Origin of the sequence: Pectobacterium betavasculorum (assembly GCF_000749845.1) — a bacterium.
Taxonomy (GTDB): Bacteria; Pseudomonadota; Gammaproteobacteria; order Enterobacterales; family Enterobacteriaceae; genus Pectobacterium; species Pectobacterium betavasculorum.
The window spans coordinates 66,254-85,770 of sequence record NZ_JQHM01000006.1; the positions used below are offsets into that span (position 1 = coordinate 66,254).

Sequence of the window (19,517 nt, forward strand, 5' to 3'; positions counted from 1 at the left end):
TGGTAGCTGGCAAGGAGAGGAAGCCGATGGGATATAGATCAAGAGTTGTTTTCAGTTGTGGTGAAAACCACCAAAACAACTGTTATCAGCAGATTAATAAAATTAGGAGTCAAAGACTCCTGTTCATATTTTTGAATATCAGGCGTTTTTATCATTAAAGGAGTTATATGAAAAAATTACTCGGCGGTGCCATGCTGTTAGCCGCAGGTATGTTCTCAATATCTGTTTATGCCAATCCTGATAATTCCTGCGACGGTGAACAAACCATCTTTGATGCTTATACCGCCAAGGGTGGCAAGCACTTGGGTGTGTGTTACGTGTACGGTAATATTCGTTATGTGTATGGGAAGGATGATAATCCTGAAATTTTAATTAATGTTCCACGTGAAAAGGTTGAGTTCAGTATGTCTGGAAATGGTGATCAAAGTGTCACTATTCCCAATGGTGAGTATCGATATGAGATAGGTGAATATTTACGTGGTGGTCCATTTATACAGGTATGGAAAGGGAGTAAGTTTATTACCGAGATCAAGTTAAATGGCGCTAACTTTGAAAATAATATCGAGCAATATATTAATAATTAATACCGTTAAAGGTAAGGGGTATTATCGTGAAAGGACTATTTTCAATTCGTAACTTTTTTTTAATTTCAGGTCTTTTATTCTCAAGTTTTCAGGTGGTTGCATCAGATTCCCCTATAAAAGTTGATGCAAATGGAGAACAACTCAGAGCGGGCACGGTCTCTTTTCCTGTATGGCGCTATACCATTACCAGTGTTGATAATGAAGTCACAATAAAGTCTCTCGTGCTTAACCGTGGCAACTGCGTTATCTCTACAGCGGACAGAGGCGAAAACGTAAATAAAAGACTTGGATTCGGTCAGTCTTATACATTTACCAGTCCGACTAATAAATCATTTTCTCAGTGCAGACCACTTGAATTAGTCGTCATTACAAATAAAGGCTCATTCACCTTTTCCTGGTGATAACTTACTAAATATGGAGATGGACATATGGAAAACATTAATACGTTAAAAGCTAAAATCGATACAAAGGTAACGAAGTTTATATTGCTGTCTGTTGTAACTGGTGGCATTTACCCCATGATGTGGTTATATCTGAACCAGCCAAAGTTAACAGAGCACATGAAGAATGAGTTTGTTGCCAGGGATTATCCCCTTTGGCTGGCCATTGTTACTGGATTTGGATGGCTATTGACTGATATAAGTTATTCTGTAAGTGAAAGTGAAACGGTGTTGGATCATATTGCCACACTGCTTTCTGTTGCTTCAACTGTGATGGTTATTGTCTGGGCTTTTAAAGCTAAAACAGCTCTACAGGCATATGCTTTAAATGAATTTAAATTCGAATTAAAGATGAATCCGTTCTATACATTTATTTTTAGCATATACTATATTGTTTATTGCATCAACGATATGGAATCAGAGTTGCAGAAACACAACATTATTTATAGTAAACAAATTTCCTGATTGAATGATTGTAAATAAAAGTACTCGCCAGTAATGGCGAGTATCCAATCTCTAGTTATTTTTTTGAATTGATTAGGAATATTCTCAAGCGTAGCTAAAAAAATAATATTATCTTAGGTAATTACAAGTAATTACTTACTCTAAGGACTATAGCTTTTCCTTTAGTTTTGTTTACAGCTAATTCTGAATTTTTATCTATTCTCATTTTTTAGTACCTTCGTGTTTATGTTCTCAATGAACATATGACATTCTTCGCTCATTCTCTTGTTAAATTCAGGGTCAGAGTTATTAGGGATTTTCAAGAAAATCAAATAAAAAGGAATATCTTTTCCCTGCTGATGAATCTCATCAGAAATCATCCCATGCTTTTTATCAATATTAAGTGCATTCCACCTGTTTTCAGATATTGGATAAATAAAGCCGCATCCTTTTATAAGGCCTCCATTCCCATACTGCCCTATGTAAGTATGTAGTTGAAAAATATCTTCACGTTTAGCCCCAAACTGCGGATCAAAGGTTTTATACTTCACATCAAAAACGTATATGCCACCATCGTTCTCAAAAACTAGGTCGGGTTCAATTTTGCGCACATAGCTTCCGAAAGCTCCGGTCGGAATTTTATAATTTAGCTCGAATTTACTTAGCATCCTTATCCCACTTCGTTTTAGGAGTTTCCGGATGAAATATTCGAAAAGCATCGATATATCAAAAAAGAAAACACTTGATTCTTGTTGGTGTCCAAAATCAGAACCTTCCTGATTGATGATTTTCTTAGATAAATCTATCAGTGTGTTATAGTCGTTATAAAATGGGCTAGTAAAATATGGAGTTCTCAAGATCTCCTGACGAGACCTTCTCACCCCCTGATTAGCAGTGATGAAAGCATTATAGATATTCCTCGTATGCTTACAGAATGATTGATGTTCAATCGTCTCATAGGCTTTGATGAACAATGAAGTTGCAGGACTGTCGTAACTGTGTTCGCGGTAGGTACATAAATATTTTCCTGAGGTATTATTTCTGAAGTAGTCAATTGTATCGATTGTCCCACGTATCCGTGAATTTCGTTCTTTTTTCGTAATGTAGGTTTTAGGGATACCCAGTCGGTAAGCCTTCTTCAACTTGATGTTCCAAAGATATGCCAGGAGCCACTCATATCCTTCAGTGTTATTTTCGCCACCAATATTTTCCATCTCCAGAAAACCGTCAGCATCGGCTATGATGTACCGAAGGAAGGCATCGCCAAAACGAGAACCAACTTTCAGGGAATATTCGCCACGTTTTACAAATCCAATAAGATTACCTGTGTTTAACGTAAAGTTTCTAGAATCAGTACCATTTATAGTAATAAAACCATCATCGGTATTATGTTCATACTCTCGATCGTTGAAGAGGATGAGTGCATTTGCAAGATTGTTACTAAGTTCATTTTCTACATCACGCGAAACTGAATTTAAAAAATGCCAAATGGTAGACTCATCATTTTTAGTGTTAGTCCACTGGCCTTTTGTTTTAGTTTTAAGACTAATTGATTCCCCCAGAGATTTATTAGTAAATATTCCGTTATTTACAAAATAAGACCTGTTATCGACCAGTGTACCATCCTTTATAATATCGAATAGCCACATGGTTTAAATTCCAAATGCTTTTGCAAAAGAATCGATGAGTTCTGATTCGTTGCTGCCACGAAGGTATTCTTGAAGTAAAGGTCGGATACAGTCATCCCAGATACGAGATCTCACTTCTGTAACTGTAAGGCTCCTGGCATACTTCAGATTCATTAAATAGGCATGTCCAATTTGGTAATCAGCCCCCAGTAAAGGCTCCTTCGTAATCTGGGTATTCAGTCGTTCGAGGTTATCTGCCAGAGGAGTCCAAGCTTTACAGAACTGGCTAAGATGGTATCTTAAAAGTCTCGTATCTGGCGTAACTTCTTCCCAACGAAATCTACGTCTGAGTGCAAAGTCAAAACTCTCAATACTACGATCAATCGTATTCATCGTACCTATCAGGTAGATATTTGTTGGAATAAAAAATTGGTAACCTTGTGCGGTATGAAGCATGCCTGTTTGTTGGTTATTTAGATTAGCATATTGGGTTTTGACGCTTCCTTTAATTCCTCGATACTCCAGGCAATACATAAGCTCACCAAAAACACGTGATAACTCGGCTCGGTTAACTTCATCTATTATAAAAAAGAACGGAGGCACTGCATCTGCTATCAGCTTCGAAAAGTCAGATATTTCGAAGATGTATTCCCAATGATCACCTGATAATTTATTTTGATATGGACGGAGTTCACCGATCGTGATTGATTCCCAATCTCTGTTAAGGTCGAGGCGTTCAATATCTATTTCCCACTTTCCTGCATTCCGGCAAAATTCCTTAAAAACACCATTAATCAACGTCAGCTGTGCTTTACCATTGTTATCCAGAACTGGGCGCAAACCTTCCATGAAGTCTTCATAACTAAAAGAAGGGTGAAATTGAATCAACTCAATCTGACTTGAATGTGTGAGGCTGCTATTTGGCGCAAACTCTTCTTTCCAGATATCAAAAAGAAGCGATGTTTGTTGACGAGCCTGGTATGTCTTTCCCGTTCCAGGAGGCCCGTACTTAACGATCTGCTTTTTCAGACTGAATGGATTAGAGAGATTCTCGTACAGAACCCAGACAAATTGGCTGAGATAAAACTCATCAGTTTCATTATTGCGAAGTTCATCGTTGAACTCATTTTTTATAATTTTCATCAGGAATACATTTTTTGAAAACCAGTCCTGATTATTTTCTGCTGGGTATGCAGGAATTATCCCTTCGTGTGTAAGCCAGCTAAATACCTGATTGAACTTAGCGGAATCAACAGTTGTGGAAACTTCAAGCGTGCAGGCTGCCGCTACGCGATTGATAAGAACAGGATTATTAGACTTCCCATGTTCTGACCATGTGCATTCAAACTTTTTCAGCTCCTCTCTGTTGGGATTCAAGATGAATTGTTGTAATATAGCAATGAAGTCCTTGTTTTTAATAAAACCGTCAAAATTTTCGTTGCTTAGAACCGACTGACCACGAGAAGCAATTCCATTACTTCTTTCGAAAAGGAGTTGCTTCAGGAAAATCTCATCACTCGAAGATAATTCCTTTCCTGATTTTATGCGTTCGCGAATTTGTCCGACCTGCTCATAAAACTCACGATAAGCATCATGCCAGCCTTTAAGTTCATGCTTATGGTTTTCAATCAAGTGCTTGTATAAAATTTTTAGTCTGCTTTTCATTGTATCACTTGCATTTACTAGTTTGTTTTAGTGACAACTGGGCCCTGTTACCTATTTCCCTGGATCGCCAGAACCTAAGATGTAATGATAACAGCGAAGATTATACAGATTTTCTTCAGCTTCAGAATCCACGGATTCTGTTGATTATGGTATCCATTACACCACTTTTATAATCTTTGTATTGAGTTTGCTAATCTCTTTTCATTACCAAATTTAGTAGTGTAAAATCTTTGTTCGATACCGTACAGCAAATATTTCAACTCTTCTTCTGATGATACTTCGAATTTACTCTCAGTGGTGTCATATTTAAGTTTTTCAGCACAATAATCATTAATGTAATTCAGCATCTCACCTCTGTCTTCCACTGGCATCGCTGCAAGAGTATCCATAGCTAATGCAATTCTCTTTCGGTTTGGCTTTGATACCTTTTCTACATCATAGTCAGTTGAAAGTACAATGAAGGATTCACTTAAAAACGACTTAACTTCTTCTTCCGTGGCTTCTTTGTACAGAATGTCGATACCTTTAAAAATACTTGAAATTGTGGCGAGATTTCTGAATAACAATATATTTCTTTCCTTTAAGTATACTGCATCAGGTATATGGTTAACAATCAATCGTCCTTCATTTTCTTCTATTTCTGCTGATTCACCAAAAGCAATTGTTTTTCTCTTGATAAACAGGGATGGGGTTATTTTCTGAAAATAAAAGTCTTCATTCTGATGAGAGAATATATATGAAATCTTCGTGAAGTATTGTTTTGTTAGATCGTCGAAGTCCTTAGAATCAAATTCATCCTTAATGCATGATAAGCAGAATGATTGCTGACTAAAATTTTCAATTTTAAACCATGAATCTTCATCAAGATTATGGTCAGGGTTATATGGAATGAGGCTAAGAGTAGATAAGTCTAAAGCGTCAAACAAAGTGTAGTCTGATACCAATTTAAAAAAAGGTTTCTTACGAGGTCCTTTTACTTTCGCAAAAATGTTATTCATCATTTTTTCCTTTCGATAAAGGTATAGTTGTTTATTCTAAATGCAACGGGGATCTTGATTTCTTTGGGGGTTTTGTATTTATGACGACTAATTAAAAAAATGGATGCGCCGCTCTTGTTTTTAATGTTATAAAACTCATATCTAAACAGTAGAAATAAAGGGTTAAAGTATAATGCTTGAGACATAAAGGTAAAAATAAATAAAACGGCATAAACAAAAAATAAGGCAGACCAACTAGTTATACTTAAAGCCACAAAGAAATAACCAAGATAGCTTGGAAGAAATGAGTTGTTCGCATGCTCCACAGAAACTACTTCACCTTCTTTAAACTCATCCTTGCCCAGTCTGGAGCTTAAAAGCAAACTAATCCAAGTTAGTAATATGGGGATTAGCATGTAAAATACGTATGATGTCATTTGTGGTAATAAACTCAACCAATGACTGTGTTCAAACCTTTGGAAAAAGTAATAAAGGGTGTACTTCTTTTGTACAAAGAAAATTATAGCCAACAACGATGTTGCGTTAAATGTTAAAAGAACTCTAAAAAGGAAATTTATTATCATAATGTTTTCCTGTATCAAATACTGCTTGCAATTATTTTATAGTATATCAATTAATAATTTACTTTCCACCTACAATATTTCGCTCAACCGGGTAAATATATCAATAGCGAAGCCCCAATTGGGGCTTCGCTACCCTCAGAACCCACGCATTCCGTTGATAAAAGTATCAATCACACCACAAACCTTATCATAGACACGTTTAAGTACCGTCTTCCTTTCAAGGATCCTTGGTGTCCACGTTAGAGCCCTGGCTACCTCGTCCTCGCGTGGGGTCACATCTGTAAACAGGTAGTTATCCAGCAATGCGGCAACTTTGCTTTCATCAAGATTTTCTTCAGCACATAGCGTTGCAACCGCTTTACGTTTTTCACGTTCAACGTAGGTTTCAAAGGCCTGGGTGATATCTTCATCATGTGAAACATGCAGCAGGTTTTCTTCGATGAAGTTATCGATCAGTTCGCGTTTGCTGCGCAGCGTGACGTCACTGTCAACAATATCCATGACCTTCTTTTTCTGCTCCTGCTGCGCTTCAGGTGGCATCGCCTGGATGCCAGCCAGTAGCCTCAGGATATAGCCGACATTAATTTCATCCCGATGAATCAATGACACTTCAAAATCGACCTCATCCAGAATCGAGACTTTATCTTTGCCAGTGCGTTTTTTCACCTTGTCGTAAATATCGAGATATTTACTGGTGTAATCGGCAAGGGTCTGATCCGATAACGGCTTACTCACTTCATCAAAATCAGCAAAGCTCTCCAGGATATTCTTCAGTCGCATCATGTCGCGGAAAGCCGTCACAAAAGCAAGCTGAGCTTTTTCATCCGGGAGGCTGTCCACGCTTTCCACTGTAGGTGTCAGGGTCAACAGGGTATCTACAGCAGCCTGATAGTCGCTCAGGTACTCCTCAAAAGGTTTAACCAGCACGACTGATGATGCGTCTTTGTTCGAGAATAACGCTATGGCATCATCAGTGGCTTTCTTGAGGTTGCGGAAGCAGACGATGTTACCGTGGCTTTTCTTCTCATTAAGAATACGGTTGGTTCGGGAGAATGCCTGTATCAGCCCGTGGTAACGCAGGTTTTTATCCACATAAAGCGTATTGAGGGCCGGGCTGTCAAATCCCGTCAGGAACATATTGACCACCAGCAGGATATCAACCCCTTTTTCTTTAGTTCGCTGTGCAATGTTCTTGTAATAATTGTAAAAGCTTTGCGAATCATTAGCTGAATAGCTGGTGCCATACAGCGTATTGTAATCCTTGATGAAACTGTCCAGATGATCCCGACTGGAGATATCGATTTTCCCGCCCTGAGGCAGGCTGATGTCTTCTTCATCCAGTAAGCCGTTAACCGCTTCCTTATCGCTTTTGTCTGCTTCGTTTGCTGCATAAGTAAAGATTGTTGCGATACGCAACGGTTTGTAACCCGGATCGGCCTGCTGAAGCTCTGATTGTTTATCTTTAAAGAGTTTGTAGTACTTAATCAGCATATCCACCGAGCCCACGCAGAACATTGCAGTAAACTCTCGGCTTCGGGTTTTTGCATTGTGGTGAGCCAGGATGTAGTCGGTTATCTTGCCCAGCCGGATATCGCTTTCCATGACCTCTTTGGTGTCGATATCTTCCACATCGATATCGATCTCATTGCTGGTTTCCTTACGGCGATAGGTTCCAACATACTCCACGGCAAATCGCAATACGTTCTCATCACGGATGGCATCGACAATGACATACTTGTGGAGGCATTTATCAAACAGCATTTCAGTGGTCTGTTTGACGCCGTTGGTGATGTTGACGTTGTCGGCAAAGATAGGTGTACCGGTGAAACCAAACAGTTGCGCATTTTCAAAGAAACTTACGATAGCCTTGTGAGTGTCACCGAACTGGCTGCGGTGGCATTCGTCGAAGATAAAGACAATCCGCTCTTTTCGCAGGTGTTCCAGCTGTGCCTTATATCCTTCATAGGTAATGGCATTGTTCAGTTTCTGAATGGTGGTCAGTATCAGTTTACTGTTGTTAGCCTTTAGCTGCTTAATTAGTGTACTGGTATTGTTAGTCGTATCTACGCTGTCTTTAGCGAAACTGTTAAACTCTTTAGCTGTCTGATAATCCAGATCGCGACGATCGACCACGAAAATAACCCGATCAACTTCAGGCATGGACATGATCACCTGACTGGCTTTAAAGCTGGTCAACGTTTTCCCACTACCTGTAGTATGCCAGATATAGCCATTGCGGGGCCTGCCCTGTAGATGAAGGCTATCCTTAACATGGCGGATCATCGCCTCACAGGCATAGTACTGATAGGGTCGCATGACCATCAGGCACTTACGGGTTTCGTTCAGCACCGTGTAGTGAGTGATCATTTTTGCAATGTGACAAACTTTCAGGAAGGCTTCGGTAAACTTCTCCAGCGACTTAATGGGTTCATTTTTCTCGTCTGTCCAGAAGAAGGTCTGCTCGAAATGGTTCGCGCGATTATTGGCGTAATATTTGGTATCAACGCCGTTACTGATGATAAATAACTGAACATACTGGAACAGGCCACTGCCTACCCAGAATGCATCCCGATGGTAACGATCAATCTGGTTAAAGGCTTCTTTCAGGCCCAGCCCACGTCGCTTAAGCTCAATCTGTACCAGCGGCAGGCCATTAATCAACAGCGTAACGTCAAAGCGCGTTTTTCGAGTGTTTTGCTCGGCATTAAACTGCTTAACCTGACGAGTGACCTGAAACTCATTCTGGCACCACTCATCTTTGTTGATAAAGCTGAGCCATTTCTCAGTACCATCATCACGCAGCAACTGGTAGCGATCGCGCAGAGTTCTGGCGCGATCGAACACTTCATTACCTTTGGTCAGATGCAGAAAAACACGATTAAATTCGCTGTTGGTAAGTGGGGCGGCCTCCAGCCGATTATGAATTTCAATCTGCTTGCGCAGGTTGGCTTTCATACTGGCTTCGTCGGTAACATTCACCAGTTCGTAGTGCATCCCCACCAGTTGGTTAACCAGCTGCGTTTCTAACTCGTATTCGCTTTGCGTTGCCATCGGTATGTTGTGCCTTTAGTTATTGTGCTGACCCGGAGTTAGGCCGGGCCGGATAATTTCTATACGAACATCTGCTGGAGCAGGCCCTGCTTCCAGGTTTTTAACCGGTCCAGTTCTGCTTTTTTTATGGCGATTTTATCGTCAAGGGCAGAGAGGAGGTTGGCGATTTTGGTTTGTTCCGCCAAACAAGGTCTATCTATTTCAATTTCAAGAAACTCACTTTTTTTCAAAACTCGGTTTCTCCCTGCACCTCCAGGTGAGCAAAGATCTAAATAAGTGAGAAATTTTGGTAATGTATATATATACCTGAAAAATTCAGAGATAATAAATTCTTTATTAAATGTATATGTAGGGAATCTATGAGATACATAACCTAAATCATCTTCTTTTTTTGCAATTGCAAGAGCACCCTCCCACGCAAATGTGATATTGAGAATGAAGTCACCTTCATGTACTAAAAATAACTTGTCTACAGATACTTTATTTGGGTCTTGATTGTCTTTATGAAAAGTACCTTTGAAATGACTACGTATACCAATAGATAAAAAGTTCTCGATCGGTTTTTTGACTTCACGAAGTGTAGGGATCAGAAATTTTTTAAGTTTGCACGTTTCCCACTCAGGAAAATTCCCACCATTATCATCCTTAAACCGCAGTTCCTGACTAAAAACTTTCTGCATCATACCTTTTTTGTACTGGCACAGCAGGTCGTACTGTTTGTTCAGTAGCGTGATTTTTTCGTCAACAGAGGACAGAAAATCGGCGATCATGGTTTGTTCATCTAAATCAGGAATATATATCTTTATCTGATGTAGTACACTTCCTTTTATTCCTTGGACAGTTCCACCGGTAGCTTTACTGGCAATTTCATCCTGAAACCTAGGCGCTAAAAAGAGCTGTTTCAGGAAACAGCTATTCAATATTTTATCTTTTCCCCGATATTTTATTACTCGCTGAGCAAGAGCAATATCTTCACGATCGACAGAGGCAATGTTGCCCAAAGGAGCCTCAGTTGTGATTAAAACATCATCAATTTTGGGCTTACCTCTTCTCATTACTTCATCATATTCGCCAGGATCAATAAACTCTTGGGAGCTCTCGTAATCAATGTATCCCTGCTTAATGTTTTTTGCTGTAACAAGAAATACCCCACTTTCGGTTTTTTTTGGCGTTTTTCCCCTATAGTCAACATAATCAGCTAAAGATATAACTGGCTCCTCACGCCATTTATTATCTTGCAGGGGAAACCTTAGTGTAGGCATATTCATAAATTATTCCCCTCCACTGACCTAAACGGTACATCAATCCCCAATTCTTTACAGAATCCAGCAATGGCTTTATCTATCTCTTCGACCTTTACTTCAAGCTCCCGAATTTCTAGCGCCACGGCGTTGAGATCAATTTCTTCTTCCGCTTCGAAGGTATCAACATAGCGAGGGATATTAAGGTTGTAATCGTTATCCCGGATTTCTTCAAGAGTAGCAATATGGCTATATTTCTCTTGAGCTTTCCAGTCGTTGTAAGTATCTGCAATCTTGTCGATATGTTCCGGCAGCAGGCGATTCTGAGTTTTCACCTTCTCAAAGTCGTTGCTTGCGTCAATAAACAAAATACCGTCGTTGTGTTTACGGCACTTACGCAGCACCAGCACACAGGTTGGGATACTGGTGCCATAGAAGATATTCGCGGGTAGCCCGATAACGGCGTCAATACAGTTTAACTGTTCAATCATGAACTTGCGAATGTGTCCTTCTGCCGCACCACGGAATAAGACCCCATGAGGCAAAACCACCGCCATAGTACCGTCATCTTCAAGGTGATAGAACATATGCTGCACAAACGCCATATCCGCTTTACTGGACGGCGCGAGCTTACCGTATTGCGCAAAACGGTCATCGTTCATAAACAGCGGGCTGGCGCTCCATTTGGCCGAGAACGGTGGGTTTGCGACAATCGCATCAAATTTCAGATGCGTATGCTGCGGATGTTCAAGCGTATCTTCCTGCATGATTTCAAAGTCAGCATAGTGAACGCCATGCAGAATCATGTTCATACGTGCAAGGTTGTAGGTGGTTCGGTTCATTTCCTGACCGTAGATTTTACCTACGGAAGAGGCTTCACGTTTTACACGCAGCAACAGAGAGCCAGAGCCACAGGTCGGGTCATAGACGTTTTTAAGTTTGAGCTTATGTGTGGTAACAATTTTTGCCAGCAACGTAGAAACCGGCTGCGGTGTATAGAACTCACCCGCTTTCTTGCCTGCACCGGATGCGAACTGACCAATCAGATACTCGTAGGCATCGCCTAAAATGTCAGAACTGGCTTCACTGAGGTTAAAACTCAGTTTGTCGAGTTCGGTGATAACCTTCCCAATCAACTCATTTTTAGCTTTGGCAGTATTACCCAGTTTGCTGGAGCCTAAATCCAGGTCTTCAAACAGGTTGCTAAAGTCATCAGCGGAGTCAGTGCCCAGGGTGCTCTGCTCAATATTGCGCAGAGTGGTAGCCAGGTCTTCGAGGATAAAACCTTCTCCGGCACCTTTCTGATCCTTCGCTACGCGCTGAGCCATGGTGTGAAACAGGTCAGTTGGGGGCAGAAAGTAACCCAGCGTCTGAATGCTGTCGTCTTTTACCGCATCAATGATATCCTGATAAGCGGGGTGTTCAGCGGTCAGTTCGTTATACTTAATCCCGTCTTCCTTCAGGATTTTGTTGGCATAGGTGACAAACTTCTCGGAAAGATACTTGTAAAAGATGAAACCAAGGCAATAGTCACGAAATTCATCGGCATTCATCTTGCCACGTAGCGTATCTGCAATATTCCAAAGGCGGCTTTGCAGTTCACTTAAATTCTGGGCTTCAATCTGGGGCGACATACTTCTTCCTGTTGTTCTTGTAAGTCCCGGTTAAGGGATAATTACTGAATCATATCACTGAGCTGGCTCAGGATCTGTTGTTCGTTAAGAGCGGCCAGGCGCTCCTGGTAATGGCGTTTTTCAATGGTTGCCAGATAGAGCCCACCGATTGCCTTCTGCTTATTAAGAGGAGGCAGCGTTGCAGTAAACTGACGTACTTCAGTAAGAGACAAACGCAATACAAACGTTGACCCCTGCGTTGCCAGTGCCTGCTGGCGGCGGCTTTCCCTGCTTTCATTGAAGTGCCAGACAAACCACGCGGGAACAACCTTCCGGCTGTCAACTTCGACCCTGACATAGTTATTACTGAGCAGACGCCCGGCATGCTCAGGGCTGACGATAGCGGCCTTACCATGGATCAGGCTAATGACCACATCTCCCGTCCGGACTGACAGAACAGCCTGAGTGGGGCGTACAACCTGTTCTTTATCACCGCTCATGGTATTACCCGGTTGCCAGCAGTCACTCATAAACTGCTCGGTCGCGTAAAAACGACATGCTTTAGCCTCATCATTCTGTCTGATGCGACTGACATGGGCACCGGGCGTAAATGAAGCAACGGTGGAATAGGGTACTGGCTCATTTTTCATTGAATAAACTTAAATTACAATGCGTATGATGAGTTTATCGAAGCACACGGTAAAGTCAACTGAATTTAAATTTATTACGTATTAATCTTGTTTTCAGGCCAGGTCGGAGGAGTCATGCTGGAGAGTTGCATGTTACTTATTGAGTGAGTTTATTGAAAATTTCACGTACTAAATTCAGGATATTTGCTAGTTTCGATTGATTAATGCGGTTTTTGATTACTTTATTACGCTTTAATGATAATAATCCATCTGAAATGGTTAGAATGCAATGAGGTTGTAAATTCGTATGGAGAGCTATCAGAATAAGATGACCTGGGGAGAACCTCCTCTGCCAAAAGGACCTGAGCACTTTGGTGAGCGCCTCAAAACTGTTATCGGGAAACAGTCTGTCGCCTCGTTTGCCAGGGATTGTGGGGTTTCCGAAGCCTCCATGAGGAAATACCTTAAAACCGATACCGTGCCGGGTATCGACAGTGTGGCTATGATTGCTGCCTGCACGGGGCGTTCTCTGACCTGGCTCATTACCGGTGAGGGAGACCCCTTTACTGACAACGCTAAGCAGAAACGCTTTTCAGAAGAAGAAATCAAAAAGTGGTGGACCCTGATTTTTGACGCTCTGGATACGGACGATAAATACAGTGTTATTAAGGCTTTTCAGCAAGGCGGCCTGAACGCTGTGTTCAACTCTGAGGTTATGACTGGCAAAAGGAAGGGATAACGGTATGAGCCACAAGAAAGAACACACCGTCATGGTCAACAATGTGCTCCGGGAGCTTGCCAGGCAGCAGGGCCAGACTGCCGAGGCTGTTCTGGAACAATTATTCTGCCGGGCCAGCATCGTCAATACGGGGCTGCTGAATGAGTCTTTTCGTGAAGCCTTTCGGCAGCATTATCCCGGCGAGCCATTCAACCACGTTACCTGGTGCCCTTTTTGCCAGTGTTTCGACCTTATGCAGCGCTTCGACCCAATGGTACAGGATGAAGCTTGCTGGACATTCAGTTCCACACAGTTTTGATAACGGATACTCCTTCCCCTCTTTTTTGATAGATAATCAATTAAAACAATGAAGTAAGTTAATTCCTGTCGTCAGTGAAATACGCTGTCAGCGATTTTTACGCTCAGGGCAGGCAAACGTAAGGGGGGATACGGTTACGCTGTCAGAATGGGATACAGGCTGTCTGGTGATGATGACTTATGTTGGTGACTGTATGGTCGCTGATTTCTGACGTATTTTCCTTCTGGTTATAATTCCAGCACCAGTCGCCATGGCTGATGCTGTATATCCCCGTGTTGCAGGCTTTACAGTGTTTCTCCCCTTCATAATGCGCCTTGCACCATACGCAGAACCAGCACCGCGTTGCTGTCAACGTCTCCAGTTCGTCAATCATCGTGCGTAACCGCATGATGAAGACACGCCTTTTGATTTCAGTGTTGAGATAACCACAATTCGCCAATAGCGGTTTAGTTGCCTCGTCGGGGTTGTGTACAAACCAGGCATCATCTCCCGAGGTATCGTTGTGGAGTTTCACAGGGCAAGAGCAGGAGGGACAGAACCACTGAGCATCGGAAGCGTTTTTCATCTCTTTCGAAATCACGTAATGACCGTCACTGTCGAGAGCCAGGTATAACTTCAGATTCTGTAACGTGGACTTATGCATAATTATTCACTCTCAGATGCTGGATGATTGTGTTTTATGAGGTATTTGAAATAGCTATTCGTGTTATTCGATATGCCATCTTTCCCGTCGATGTTGTTTAAACGCACTGTAAGGCGTTTTGAGAAGGGATTATGGTTAACACGATGAATTTACTGGGTTTATGGTGTGAGGGTCTTACAGGGCTTTACAGACTGCCCAATTGGTGCGATAAGATTAATGGATTGTTATTACTGGGATTTAATCACTTCCGTGACTGACTGATACGCTGCTGAACCCAGGCTTCGACTTCGCTTTGCATCCAGCGGGAACTGCGGCCCAGTTTGATAGGCTTCGGAAATTCACCATCTTTAATCAGCTTGTAGAACCATTTGTCGGTTAAACCCGTAAAGCGGGTGATGAATGCCATATCGACCATTTTGTCGTTGAGCAGGCTGGTGTTGTTATTTTGAGTGGTCATGATGGCTGTCTCCATAGAGATAATGAGATATGGAGAAGCGCTGATGATATTTAGCTTTTGACGCATTCTCCTTCTCAACATCCACCTGCCAGTAATGATTTACGGATTAGTTCTGAGAGCAACCAAAGTTACGATAACCGTCTGATTTATCTTTGCTACGTTCTTTTGCCAGATACATGGCTCTTTCGGTTAGTTCTTCATAATCGGCTTTGAAGTCAGGGTTATTGCGGTTTAACTGATAAAAACCAGAAACAGGAAGGTGAATCAGTCCATGAAAGTCTTTATCAGAGTCTGTACGTTTAATAGCTCGTATCCAGGCATTAATGACCTTCTGAAACACACTGTAGCGGTCGAATGACGTTTCGGTATGTCTTTTACCCGGCCACGGATAAGCGTCTTTATTAAGCAACAGAACCACGTGATAGTGGTGCTTTGTCTCCTCCTGATTAATCTCCCTTACCCAGAAATATCTCATCTTGCAGGTTAACGATCTTTTACCGGCTTTTCTCTTGCGCTTAATGTCTTCGGCTATCTGGGATTTCACTGAGTCAATGAAGCGGGATATAACGTCAGGATAGTCGTAGTAGCGTGTAGGGCAGTCCAGACGTTCTTCTTCGTCAGGAAAGCGAAGGTCAAACCTGACCGCCAACAACCGGGGATAGTATTCCAGGGCTTTATCAATGGTTTCTGTTATACGCCGGGCGTAGTACTGATTAGAGACATTTTTACCTGATGTCTTCTTGCTCATTGCGTTGAGTCCTTAGCTGATTGAATTCAGTTCATCGGATCTCTGGTATTGATTTACGGAATGATGCTTATCCCTCCTGCTCAGGGTCATAGCTCAAGTGCTTCTGCTCACCGTTGTATGTCTGCTCTCCCCCTGGAGGTGACTACTGGTGCATTACTACTGTTTGTCTGTGAATACTGTCTGGTCATTACTATTGTCAGGTTATTACTACTGTATGGTCATTATTAACAATACGGAGCCTGGAAGGGCTGGAGCAGGGGATTTGCAATAGAAGAAGAAAACCATCAGAAAGAGCATACAAACACCTGAAAATCACTCCGGAGTTAGCAGCAGGAAATCTCTGGGCTTAAGACCTGCCGCTCAAACCGTCGATTAATGAAGAAGACCTGGACTGGTGGGAAGAAACACCATGGAGTAATCCAGTATTTTTTTACGATAACCTGTGAGCCATCACCGATAGAACCCCTCCCATCAACGAATGCTGGAGAAACTGTTTTTTTGCGTTATTTTATTAACTGTTTGTTTTTAAAGAAGGTGATTCACTTTGTGGGGATTCACTTTTTAACTAAAATATATAATTATAGAAATGTAAAAAGTGCGTCACTTTGTTAGGGCGGCACAGAAAATCTGGAGGGTACTAATGGCCGGTAAAAACCGAATGATCGTCAATTTCTCATCGAAAAAACTGAGGGATTTGATTGTTGAAATCGCGGAAAAAAACCATATGAGTCACTCGAAAGTCATCGAGAAACTGGTTTCATTCAGGCTTTTCGAGAGCAACGGTGATCCGGTGATTGGTGCTTTCTGTGATGCCAGTAAGACTGTCATGGAACAGCAGCAGAAAGACGATGGTGAGTTCAGTGTTGCTTTGCGTACTCCTTATATAAAACATAACGTACGTCTTTATAAAGTCTTTGGGGATTTATCCGGTAAGTGCTCTATTACTGTTAATCATATAAATAATGAAAAGTTGAATGTCCTGAATTTTGAAAAAGAACTAAGAAAATTAATAGAAGATAAAATAAACGGAATGAAGCCCCATGAATGGGAGGGGGTGTTCGACAGCGCAAGGATTACATTTGCCGATTTGTGGTTGATCTTTTTTAACAAAATAAATGTTGAGTATAAAGTTGAAAGGCGGGAGAGCAATTCCAGTGAGGTCAGTGTTAAATACAAAGCCAGTGATATATGTTGCATTCCTTTTAGTTTTAATAAACATGCTTCTCTGAAAGAAAAATATTGTAATGCAATGAACCATCTTGATTTTAGTTCTGTCAGATACCACACTTTCAAAAGTGTAGCGACAAAAGGGTGGTGTAGGAATAAATATTCACATCTTCTTTTTATTCATCAGTCTTCGTCATCTGATAAAGGCGGTTTTTTTATTGGTGTGCAGTATGAAAAGAATGATGTGACTTTCTCTGATGAATCGCCACGTTCTCCTTTTGTACACCCTGAGGGGACACATATGTATACTGAGAAGGACAGCGCTGAGGAATTATATTCTCTACACCGCTATGCGCCATACAGCGATGTTAATTCTGAACTGAAAATCAGCATTTATCATGAGCCCGCAAATATTAAAATCCAGAATCTCAATCCTGAGTTAAAAAGTAAAATCAAATAAGGGGGTGCAGGCAACATGCATAAAAATTCAGGAATACATAATCTGTATGTATAACAGAGACCGGCTGGTGCAAGCTTATCTTCGGGCAGGATGACGATGAGCAGGTGAGTGGTAATATTATCTCTCATTGCATCTTGTTTGACTGAGAAAAGCGGGTTCCCACGAATTAACTCGCTGCGACATCGGTTTCGCAGTCTCTGAGAGCAATACCTGTTTTTTATATCAATCAGAAATAAAGGCCATGTTCCGTAAGGGGCATGGCTTTTTCTTTTGTATCTTTGAGAAAGGGAATTGACCATGAAATTAGCCAGTCGTTTTGGTCGGGTGAACCAGATACGCCGCGACCGTCCTTTAACACGTGAAGAGCTGATGAGCCATGTTCCCAGTGTGTTCAGCGCAGAAAAGCATGAATCCCGCAGTGAGCGTTACACATACATCCCTACCATTACTCTGCTCGACAGTTTACAGCGTGAAGGTTTTGAGCCTTTCTTTGCCTGCCAGACACGCGTTCGGGACCAGAGCCGACGGGAGCACACAAAGCACATGCTGCGTCTGCGCCGTGCCGGACAGTTAACCGGCCACCAGGTCCCCGAAATTATCCTCCTCAACAGCCATGACGGCTCATCCAGCTATCAGATGCTGCCGGGCCTGTTTCGTGGTGTCTGTACCAACGGGCTCGTCTGTGGGCAGTCGTTCGGGGAGGTGAGAGTTCCGCATAAAGGGGATGTGGTGGAAAAAGTCATTGAAGGGGCTTACGAGGTGCTGGGGATTTTTGACCGGGTGGAGGAGAAGCGCGATGCGATGCAGTCCCTGATATTACCGCCACCCGCACAGCAGGCACTGGCGCAGGCCGCGCTGGCGTATCGCTTTGGTGAAGATTACCAGCCAGTGACTCCCGCCCAGGTGCTCACCCCCCGCCGCTATGAAGACCGCAATGATGACCTCTGGACCGTCTACCAGCGTGTGCAGGAGAACCTGATGAAGGGAGGGCTGTCAGGACGAACCGCACAGGGTAAACGCAGCCGGACCCGTGCCGTGAACGGCATTGACGGGGACGTAAAGCTCAACCGGGCCCTGTGGGTGATGACCGAAAACATGCTGGCCCTGTCTGAGCGCTGATGCCAGTAATTTTGATTACAGGAGATATATCAATGGATAAACACATTTCACTGACCCCTGAGGTGACAGAGCCTTTCATCCTCACGACCACGGTTGTACCGGATGAAGAACGCCTTCGTTTCTGGCCTCAGCACTTTGGCTCCATCCCGCAATGGATAACCCTTGAGCCCTGCATCTTTGCGTGTATGGACCGGCTGTGTGCGGATTACTGCGGTGGCGTCTGGGCTTTTTACACTCTCAGCAACGGAGGTGCTTTCATGGCTCCGGAAGAGAGTGAGGGTCCCTGGTCGCTGTTCAATATTCTGAATGGTAACGGGGCTGAATTGAGTGCTGAAGCTGCCGGGATTGCAGCCTGTCTGATGGCTTACAACCATCACGCCTGCCGTACGGAGTGCGATGCCATAACGGAACACTATTACCGTCTGAGGGACTATGCGCTGAATCACCCGGAATGCCAGGCCATTATGCGTCTCATTGATTAGGAGCTTTCAGGCTATGCAGGACACGACAACATTACCCGCACCATTACAACCCGATATGTTCCCCGCCTCAGTACATCCTCACCCGCGCCCCGCCATGACGCCGTATGCGCAGCGTACCATCCGGCGGGCACTGAACATTCTGGAACGCCAGCTACGTGAACCCGGTGCGGCCTTCACCACCAGCAGTTCGGTACGCGACTGGCTTCGTCTGCAACTGACGCAGGAGCAACGTGAGGAATTCGCCGTACTGTGGCTCGACAACCAGCACCGGCTTATTGCTTACGACACGCTGTTTCTGGGCACCATCAGCACTGTCACCGTGCATCCGCGTGAAATCGTTAAGGCAGGCCTGAAACACAATGCTGCGGCTGCCGTACTTGCGCATAATCACCCGTCAGGGCTTGCCGAACCCAGTCATGCTGACCGGAAGATGACTGAGCAGCTAAAGCATGCACTGGACATGGTGGATATCCGTCTCCTGGACCACCTCGTCATCGGCGGAATGGATATCGTCTCGTTTGCCGAACGGGGCTGGTTGTAAGGGAGGA

At 42.9% G+C, this 19,517-nt stretch carries 20 protein-coding genes; 9 read left to right on the forward strand and 11 right to left on the reverse strand.

The window, feature by feature from the left end; all coding sequences use genetic code 11:
* The first annotated feature begins 167 nt into the window (after positions 1-167).
* The 3 genes from KP22_RS14025 to KP22_RS14030 are packed head-to-tail and all read left to right on the forward strand — an operon-like array spanning position 168 to position 1,489.
* Positions 168-584, forward strand: a complete 417-nt coding sequence (locus KP22_RS14025; protein ID WP_039324837.1) for a hypothetical protein — start codon at positions 168-170, stop codon at positions 582-584.
* Positions 585-610: 26 nt separating this feature from the next.
* On the forward strand, positions 611-985 hold the full coding sequence (locus KP22_RS21815) for a hypothetical protein (RefSeq protein ID WP_071531913.1): 375 nt from the start codon (positions 611-613) through the stop codon (positions 983-985).
* Between the two features lie 27 nt (positions 986-1,012).
* Complete coding sequence (locus KP22_RS14030) at positions 1,013-1,489, forward strand: DUF4234 domain-containing protein (protein WP_032731831.1); 477 nt, start codon at positions 1,013-1,015, stop codon at positions 1,487-1,489.
* A 191-nt stretch (positions 1,490-1,680) separates the two neighbouring features.
* On the opposite strand, the gene KP22_RS14035 is transcribed toward KP22_RS14030, so the two are convergent.
* From KP22_RS14035 to KP22_RS14075, 8 genes are all read right to left on the reverse strand, one after another.
* A complete protein-coding gene (locus KP22_RS14035; RefSeq protein WP_039324841.1) occupies positions 1,681-3,117 on the reverse strand; it encodes a 5-methylcytosine restriction system specificity protein McrC in 1,437 nt (478 codons plus the stop codon).
* A gap of 3 nt (positions 3,118-3,120) precedes the next feature.
* A complete protein-coding gene (locus tag KP22_RS14040; protein ID WP_039324842.1) occupies positions 3,121-4,761 on the reverse strand; it encodes an McrB family protein in 1,641 nt (546 codons plus the stop codon).
* Positions 4,762-4,928: 167 nt separating this feature from the next.
* Positions 4,929-5,762 carry an ATP F0F1 synthase synthase gene (locus KP22_RS14045; RefSeq protein ID WP_227525644.1) on the reverse strand — a complete coding sequence of 278 codons (834 nt, stop codon included), beginning with the start codon at positions 5,760-5,762 and terminating at the stop codon, positions 4,929-4,931.
* Complete coding sequence (locus KP22_RS14050; protein ID WP_000586145.1) at positions 5,759-6,322, reverse strand: hypothetical protein; 564 nt, start codon at positions 6,320-6,322, stop codon at positions 5,759-5,761. Before KP22_RS14050 ends, KP22_RS14045 begins: the two co-directional genes overlap by 4 nt.
* Before the next feature lie 135 nt (positions 6,323-6,457).
* The gene (locus KP22_RS14055; RefSeq protein WP_039324846.1) at positions 6,458-9,373 is read right to left on the reverse strand and encodes a type I restriction endonuclease subunit R; all 2,916 of its coding nucleotides are present in this window, start codon (positions 9,371-9,373) and stop codon (positions 6,458-6,460) included.
* 59 nt (positions 9,374-9,432) lie between these two features.
* Positions 9,433-10,641, reverse strand: a complete 1,209-nt coding sequence (locus KP22_RS21305; protein WP_052012529.1) for a restriction endonuclease subunit S — start codon at positions 10,639-10,641, stop codon at positions 9,433-9,435.
* Positions 10,638-12,248: a type I restriction-modification system subunit M gene (locus tag KP22_RS14070; protein ID WP_039324848.1), complete on the reverse strand. Its 1,611-nt coding sequence runs from the start codon at positions 12,246-12,248 to the stop codon at positions 10,638-10,640. The genes KP22_RS21305 and KP22_RS14070 overlap by 4 nt, the downstream gene beginning before the upstream one ends.
* A gap of 41 nt (positions 12,249-12,289) precedes the next feature.
* Positions 12,290-12,877 (reverse strand): restriction endonuclease subunit S domain-containing protein, encoded by a 588-nt coding sequence (locus KP22_RS14075; RefSeq protein WP_039324851.1) that lies wholly within the window; start codon positions 12,875-12,877, stop codon positions 12,290-12,292.
* 286 nt (positions 12,878-13,163) lie between these two features.
* Here KP22_RS14075 and KP22_RS14080 point away from each other — a divergent pair, with 286 nt between their 5' ends.
* Positions 13,164-13,595 (forward strand): helix-turn-helix domain-containing protein, encoded by a 432-nt coding sequence (locus KP22_RS14080; RefSeq protein ID WP_039324853.1) that lies wholly within the window; start codon positions 13,164-13,166, stop codon positions 13,593-13,595.
* Positions 13,596-13,599: 4 nt separating this feature from the next.
* Positions 13,600-13,893 carry a hypothetical protein gene (locus KP22_RS14085; RefSeq protein ID WP_039324854.1) on the forward strand — a complete coding sequence of 98 codons (294 nt, stop codon included), beginning with the start codon at positions 13,600-13,602 and terminating at the stop codon, positions 13,891-13,893.
* Positions 13,894-14,035: 142 nt separating this feature from the next.
* On the opposite strand, the gene KP22_RS14090 is transcribed toward KP22_RS14085, so the two are convergent.
* The 3 genes from KP22_RS14090 to KP22_RS14100 form a co-directional block, all read right to left on the reverse strand.
* The gene (locus KP22_RS14090) at positions 14,036-14,536 is read right to left on the reverse strand and encodes a putative zinc ribbon protein (RefSeq protein WP_052012530.1); all 501 of its coding nucleotides are present in this window, start codon (positions 14,534-14,536) and stop codon (positions 14,036-14,038) included.
* Positions 14,537-14,777: 241 nt separating this feature from the next.
* On the reverse strand, positions 14,778-14,993 hold the full coding sequence (locus KP22_RS14095) for a helix-turn-helix transcriptional regulator (RefSeq protein ID WP_020303517.1): 216 nt from the start codon (positions 14,991-14,993) through the stop codon (positions 14,778-14,780).
* Positions 14,994-15,099: 106 nt separating this feature from the next.
* On the reverse strand, positions 15,100-15,741 hold the full coding sequence (locus KP22_RS14100) for an inovirus Gp2 family protein (protein ID WP_039324856.1): 642 nt from the start codon (positions 15,739-15,741) through the stop codon (positions 15,100-15,102).
* A 640-nt stretch (positions 15,742-16,381) separates the two neighbouring features.
* Between KP22_RS14100 and KP22_RS14105 the strand changes: the two genes are divergently transcribed.
* From KP22_RS14105 to radC, 4 genes are all read left to right on the forward strand, one after another.
* The gene (locus KP22_RS14105) at positions 16,382-17,368 is read left to right on the forward strand and encodes a hypothetical protein (protein WP_039324858.1); all 987 of its coding nucleotides are present in this window, start codon (positions 16,382-16,384) and stop codon (positions 17,366-17,368) included.
* Positions 17,369-17,665: 297 nt separating this feature from the next.
* A complete protein-coding gene (locus KP22_RS14110; protein WP_039324860.1) occupies positions 17,666-18,487 on the forward strand; it encodes a DUF932 domain-containing protein in 822 nt (273 codons plus the stop codon).
* 32 nt (positions 18,488-18,519) lie between these two features.
* Positions 18,520-18,969, forward strand: a complete 450-nt coding sequence (locus KP22_RS14115; RefSeq protein WP_052012531.1) for an antirestriction protein — start codon at positions 18,520-18,522, stop codon at positions 18,967-18,969.
* Between the two features lie 55 nt (positions 18,970-19,024).
* Complete coding sequence (radC, locus tag KP22_RS14120) at positions 19,025-19,510, forward strand: RadC family protein (protein WP_052012535.1); 486 nt, start codon at positions 19,025-19,027, stop codon at positions 19,508-19,510.
* The last annotated feature ends 7 nt before the right edge of the window (positions 19,511-19,517 follow it).

Bases quoted from the DNA above. Each gene is read 5' to 3' on its own strand.
- KP22_RS14025 (WP_039324837.1), top strand. From the start codon at position 168: ATGAAAAAATTACTCGGCGGTGCCATGCTGTTAGCCGCAGGTATGTTC.
- KP22_RS14030 (WP_032731831.1), top strand. From the start codon at position 1,013: ATGGAAAACATTAATACGTTAAAAGCTAAAATCGATACAAAGGTAACG.
- KP22_RS14035 (WP_039324841.1), bottom strand. From the start codon at position 3,117: ATGTGGCTATTCGATATTATAAAGGATGGTACACTGGTCGATAACAGG.
- KP22_RS14040 (WP_039324842.1), bottom strand. From the start codon at position 4,761: ATGAAAAGCAGACTAAAAATTTTATACAAGCACTTGATTGAAAACCAT.
- KP22_RS14045 (WP_227525644.1), bottom strand. From the start codon at position 5,762: ATGATGAATAACATTTTTGCGAAAGTAAAAGGACCTCGTAAGAAACCT.
- KP22_RS14050 (WP_000586145.1), bottom strand. From the start codon at position 6,322: ATGATAATAAATTTCCTTTTTAGAGTTCTTTTAACATTTAACGCAACA.
- KP22_RS14055 (WP_039324846.1), bottom strand. From the start codon at position 9,373: ATGGCAACGCAAAGCGAATACGAGTTAGAAACGCAGCTGGTTAACCAA.
- KP22_RS21305 (WP_052012529.1), bottom strand. From the start codon at position 10,641: ATGAATATGCCTACACTAAGGTTTCCCCTGCAAGATAATAAATGGCGT.
- KP22_RS14070 (WP_039324848.1), bottom strand. From the start codon at position 12,248: ATGTCGCCCCAGATTGAAGCCCAGAATTTAAGTGAACTGCAAAGCCGC.
- KP22_RS14075 (WP_039324851.1), bottom strand. From the start codon at position 12,877: ATGAAAAATGAGCCAGTACCCTATTCCACCGTTGCTTCATTTACGCCC.
- KP22_RS14080 (WP_039324853.1), top strand. From the start codon at position 13,164: ATGGAGAGCTATCAGAATAAGATGACCTGGGGAGAACCTCCTCTGCCA.
- KP22_RS14085 (WP_039324854.1), top strand. From the start codon at position 13,600: ATGAGCCACAAGAAAGAACACACCGTCATGGTCAACAATGTGCTCCGG.
- KP22_RS14090 (WP_052012530.1), bottom strand. From the start codon at position 14,536: ATGCATAAGTCCACGTTACAGAATCTGAAGTTATACCTGGCTCTCGAC.
- KP22_RS14095 (WP_020303517.1), bottom strand. From the start codon at position 14,993: ATGACCACTCAAAATAACAACACCAGCCTGCTCAACGACAAAATGGTC.
- KP22_RS14100 (WP_039324856.1), bottom strand. From the start codon at position 15,741: ATGAGCAAGAAGACATCAGGTAAAAATGTCTCTAATCAGTACTACGCC.
- KP22_RS14105 (WP_039324858.1), top strand. From the start codon at position 16,382: ATGGCCGGTAAAAACCGAATGATCGTCAATTTCTCATCGAAAAAACTG.
- KP22_RS14110 (WP_039324860.1), top strand. From the start codon at position 17,666: ATGAAATTAGCCAGTCGTTTTGGTCGGGTGAACCAGATACGCCGCGAC.
- KP22_RS14115 (WP_052012531.1), top strand. From the start codon at position 18,520: ATGGATAAACACATTTCACTGACCCCTGAGGTGACAGAGCCTTTCATC.
- radC (WP_052012535.1), top strand. From the start codon at position 19,025: ATGTTCCCCGCCTCAGTACATCCTCACCCGCGCCCCGCCATGACGCCG.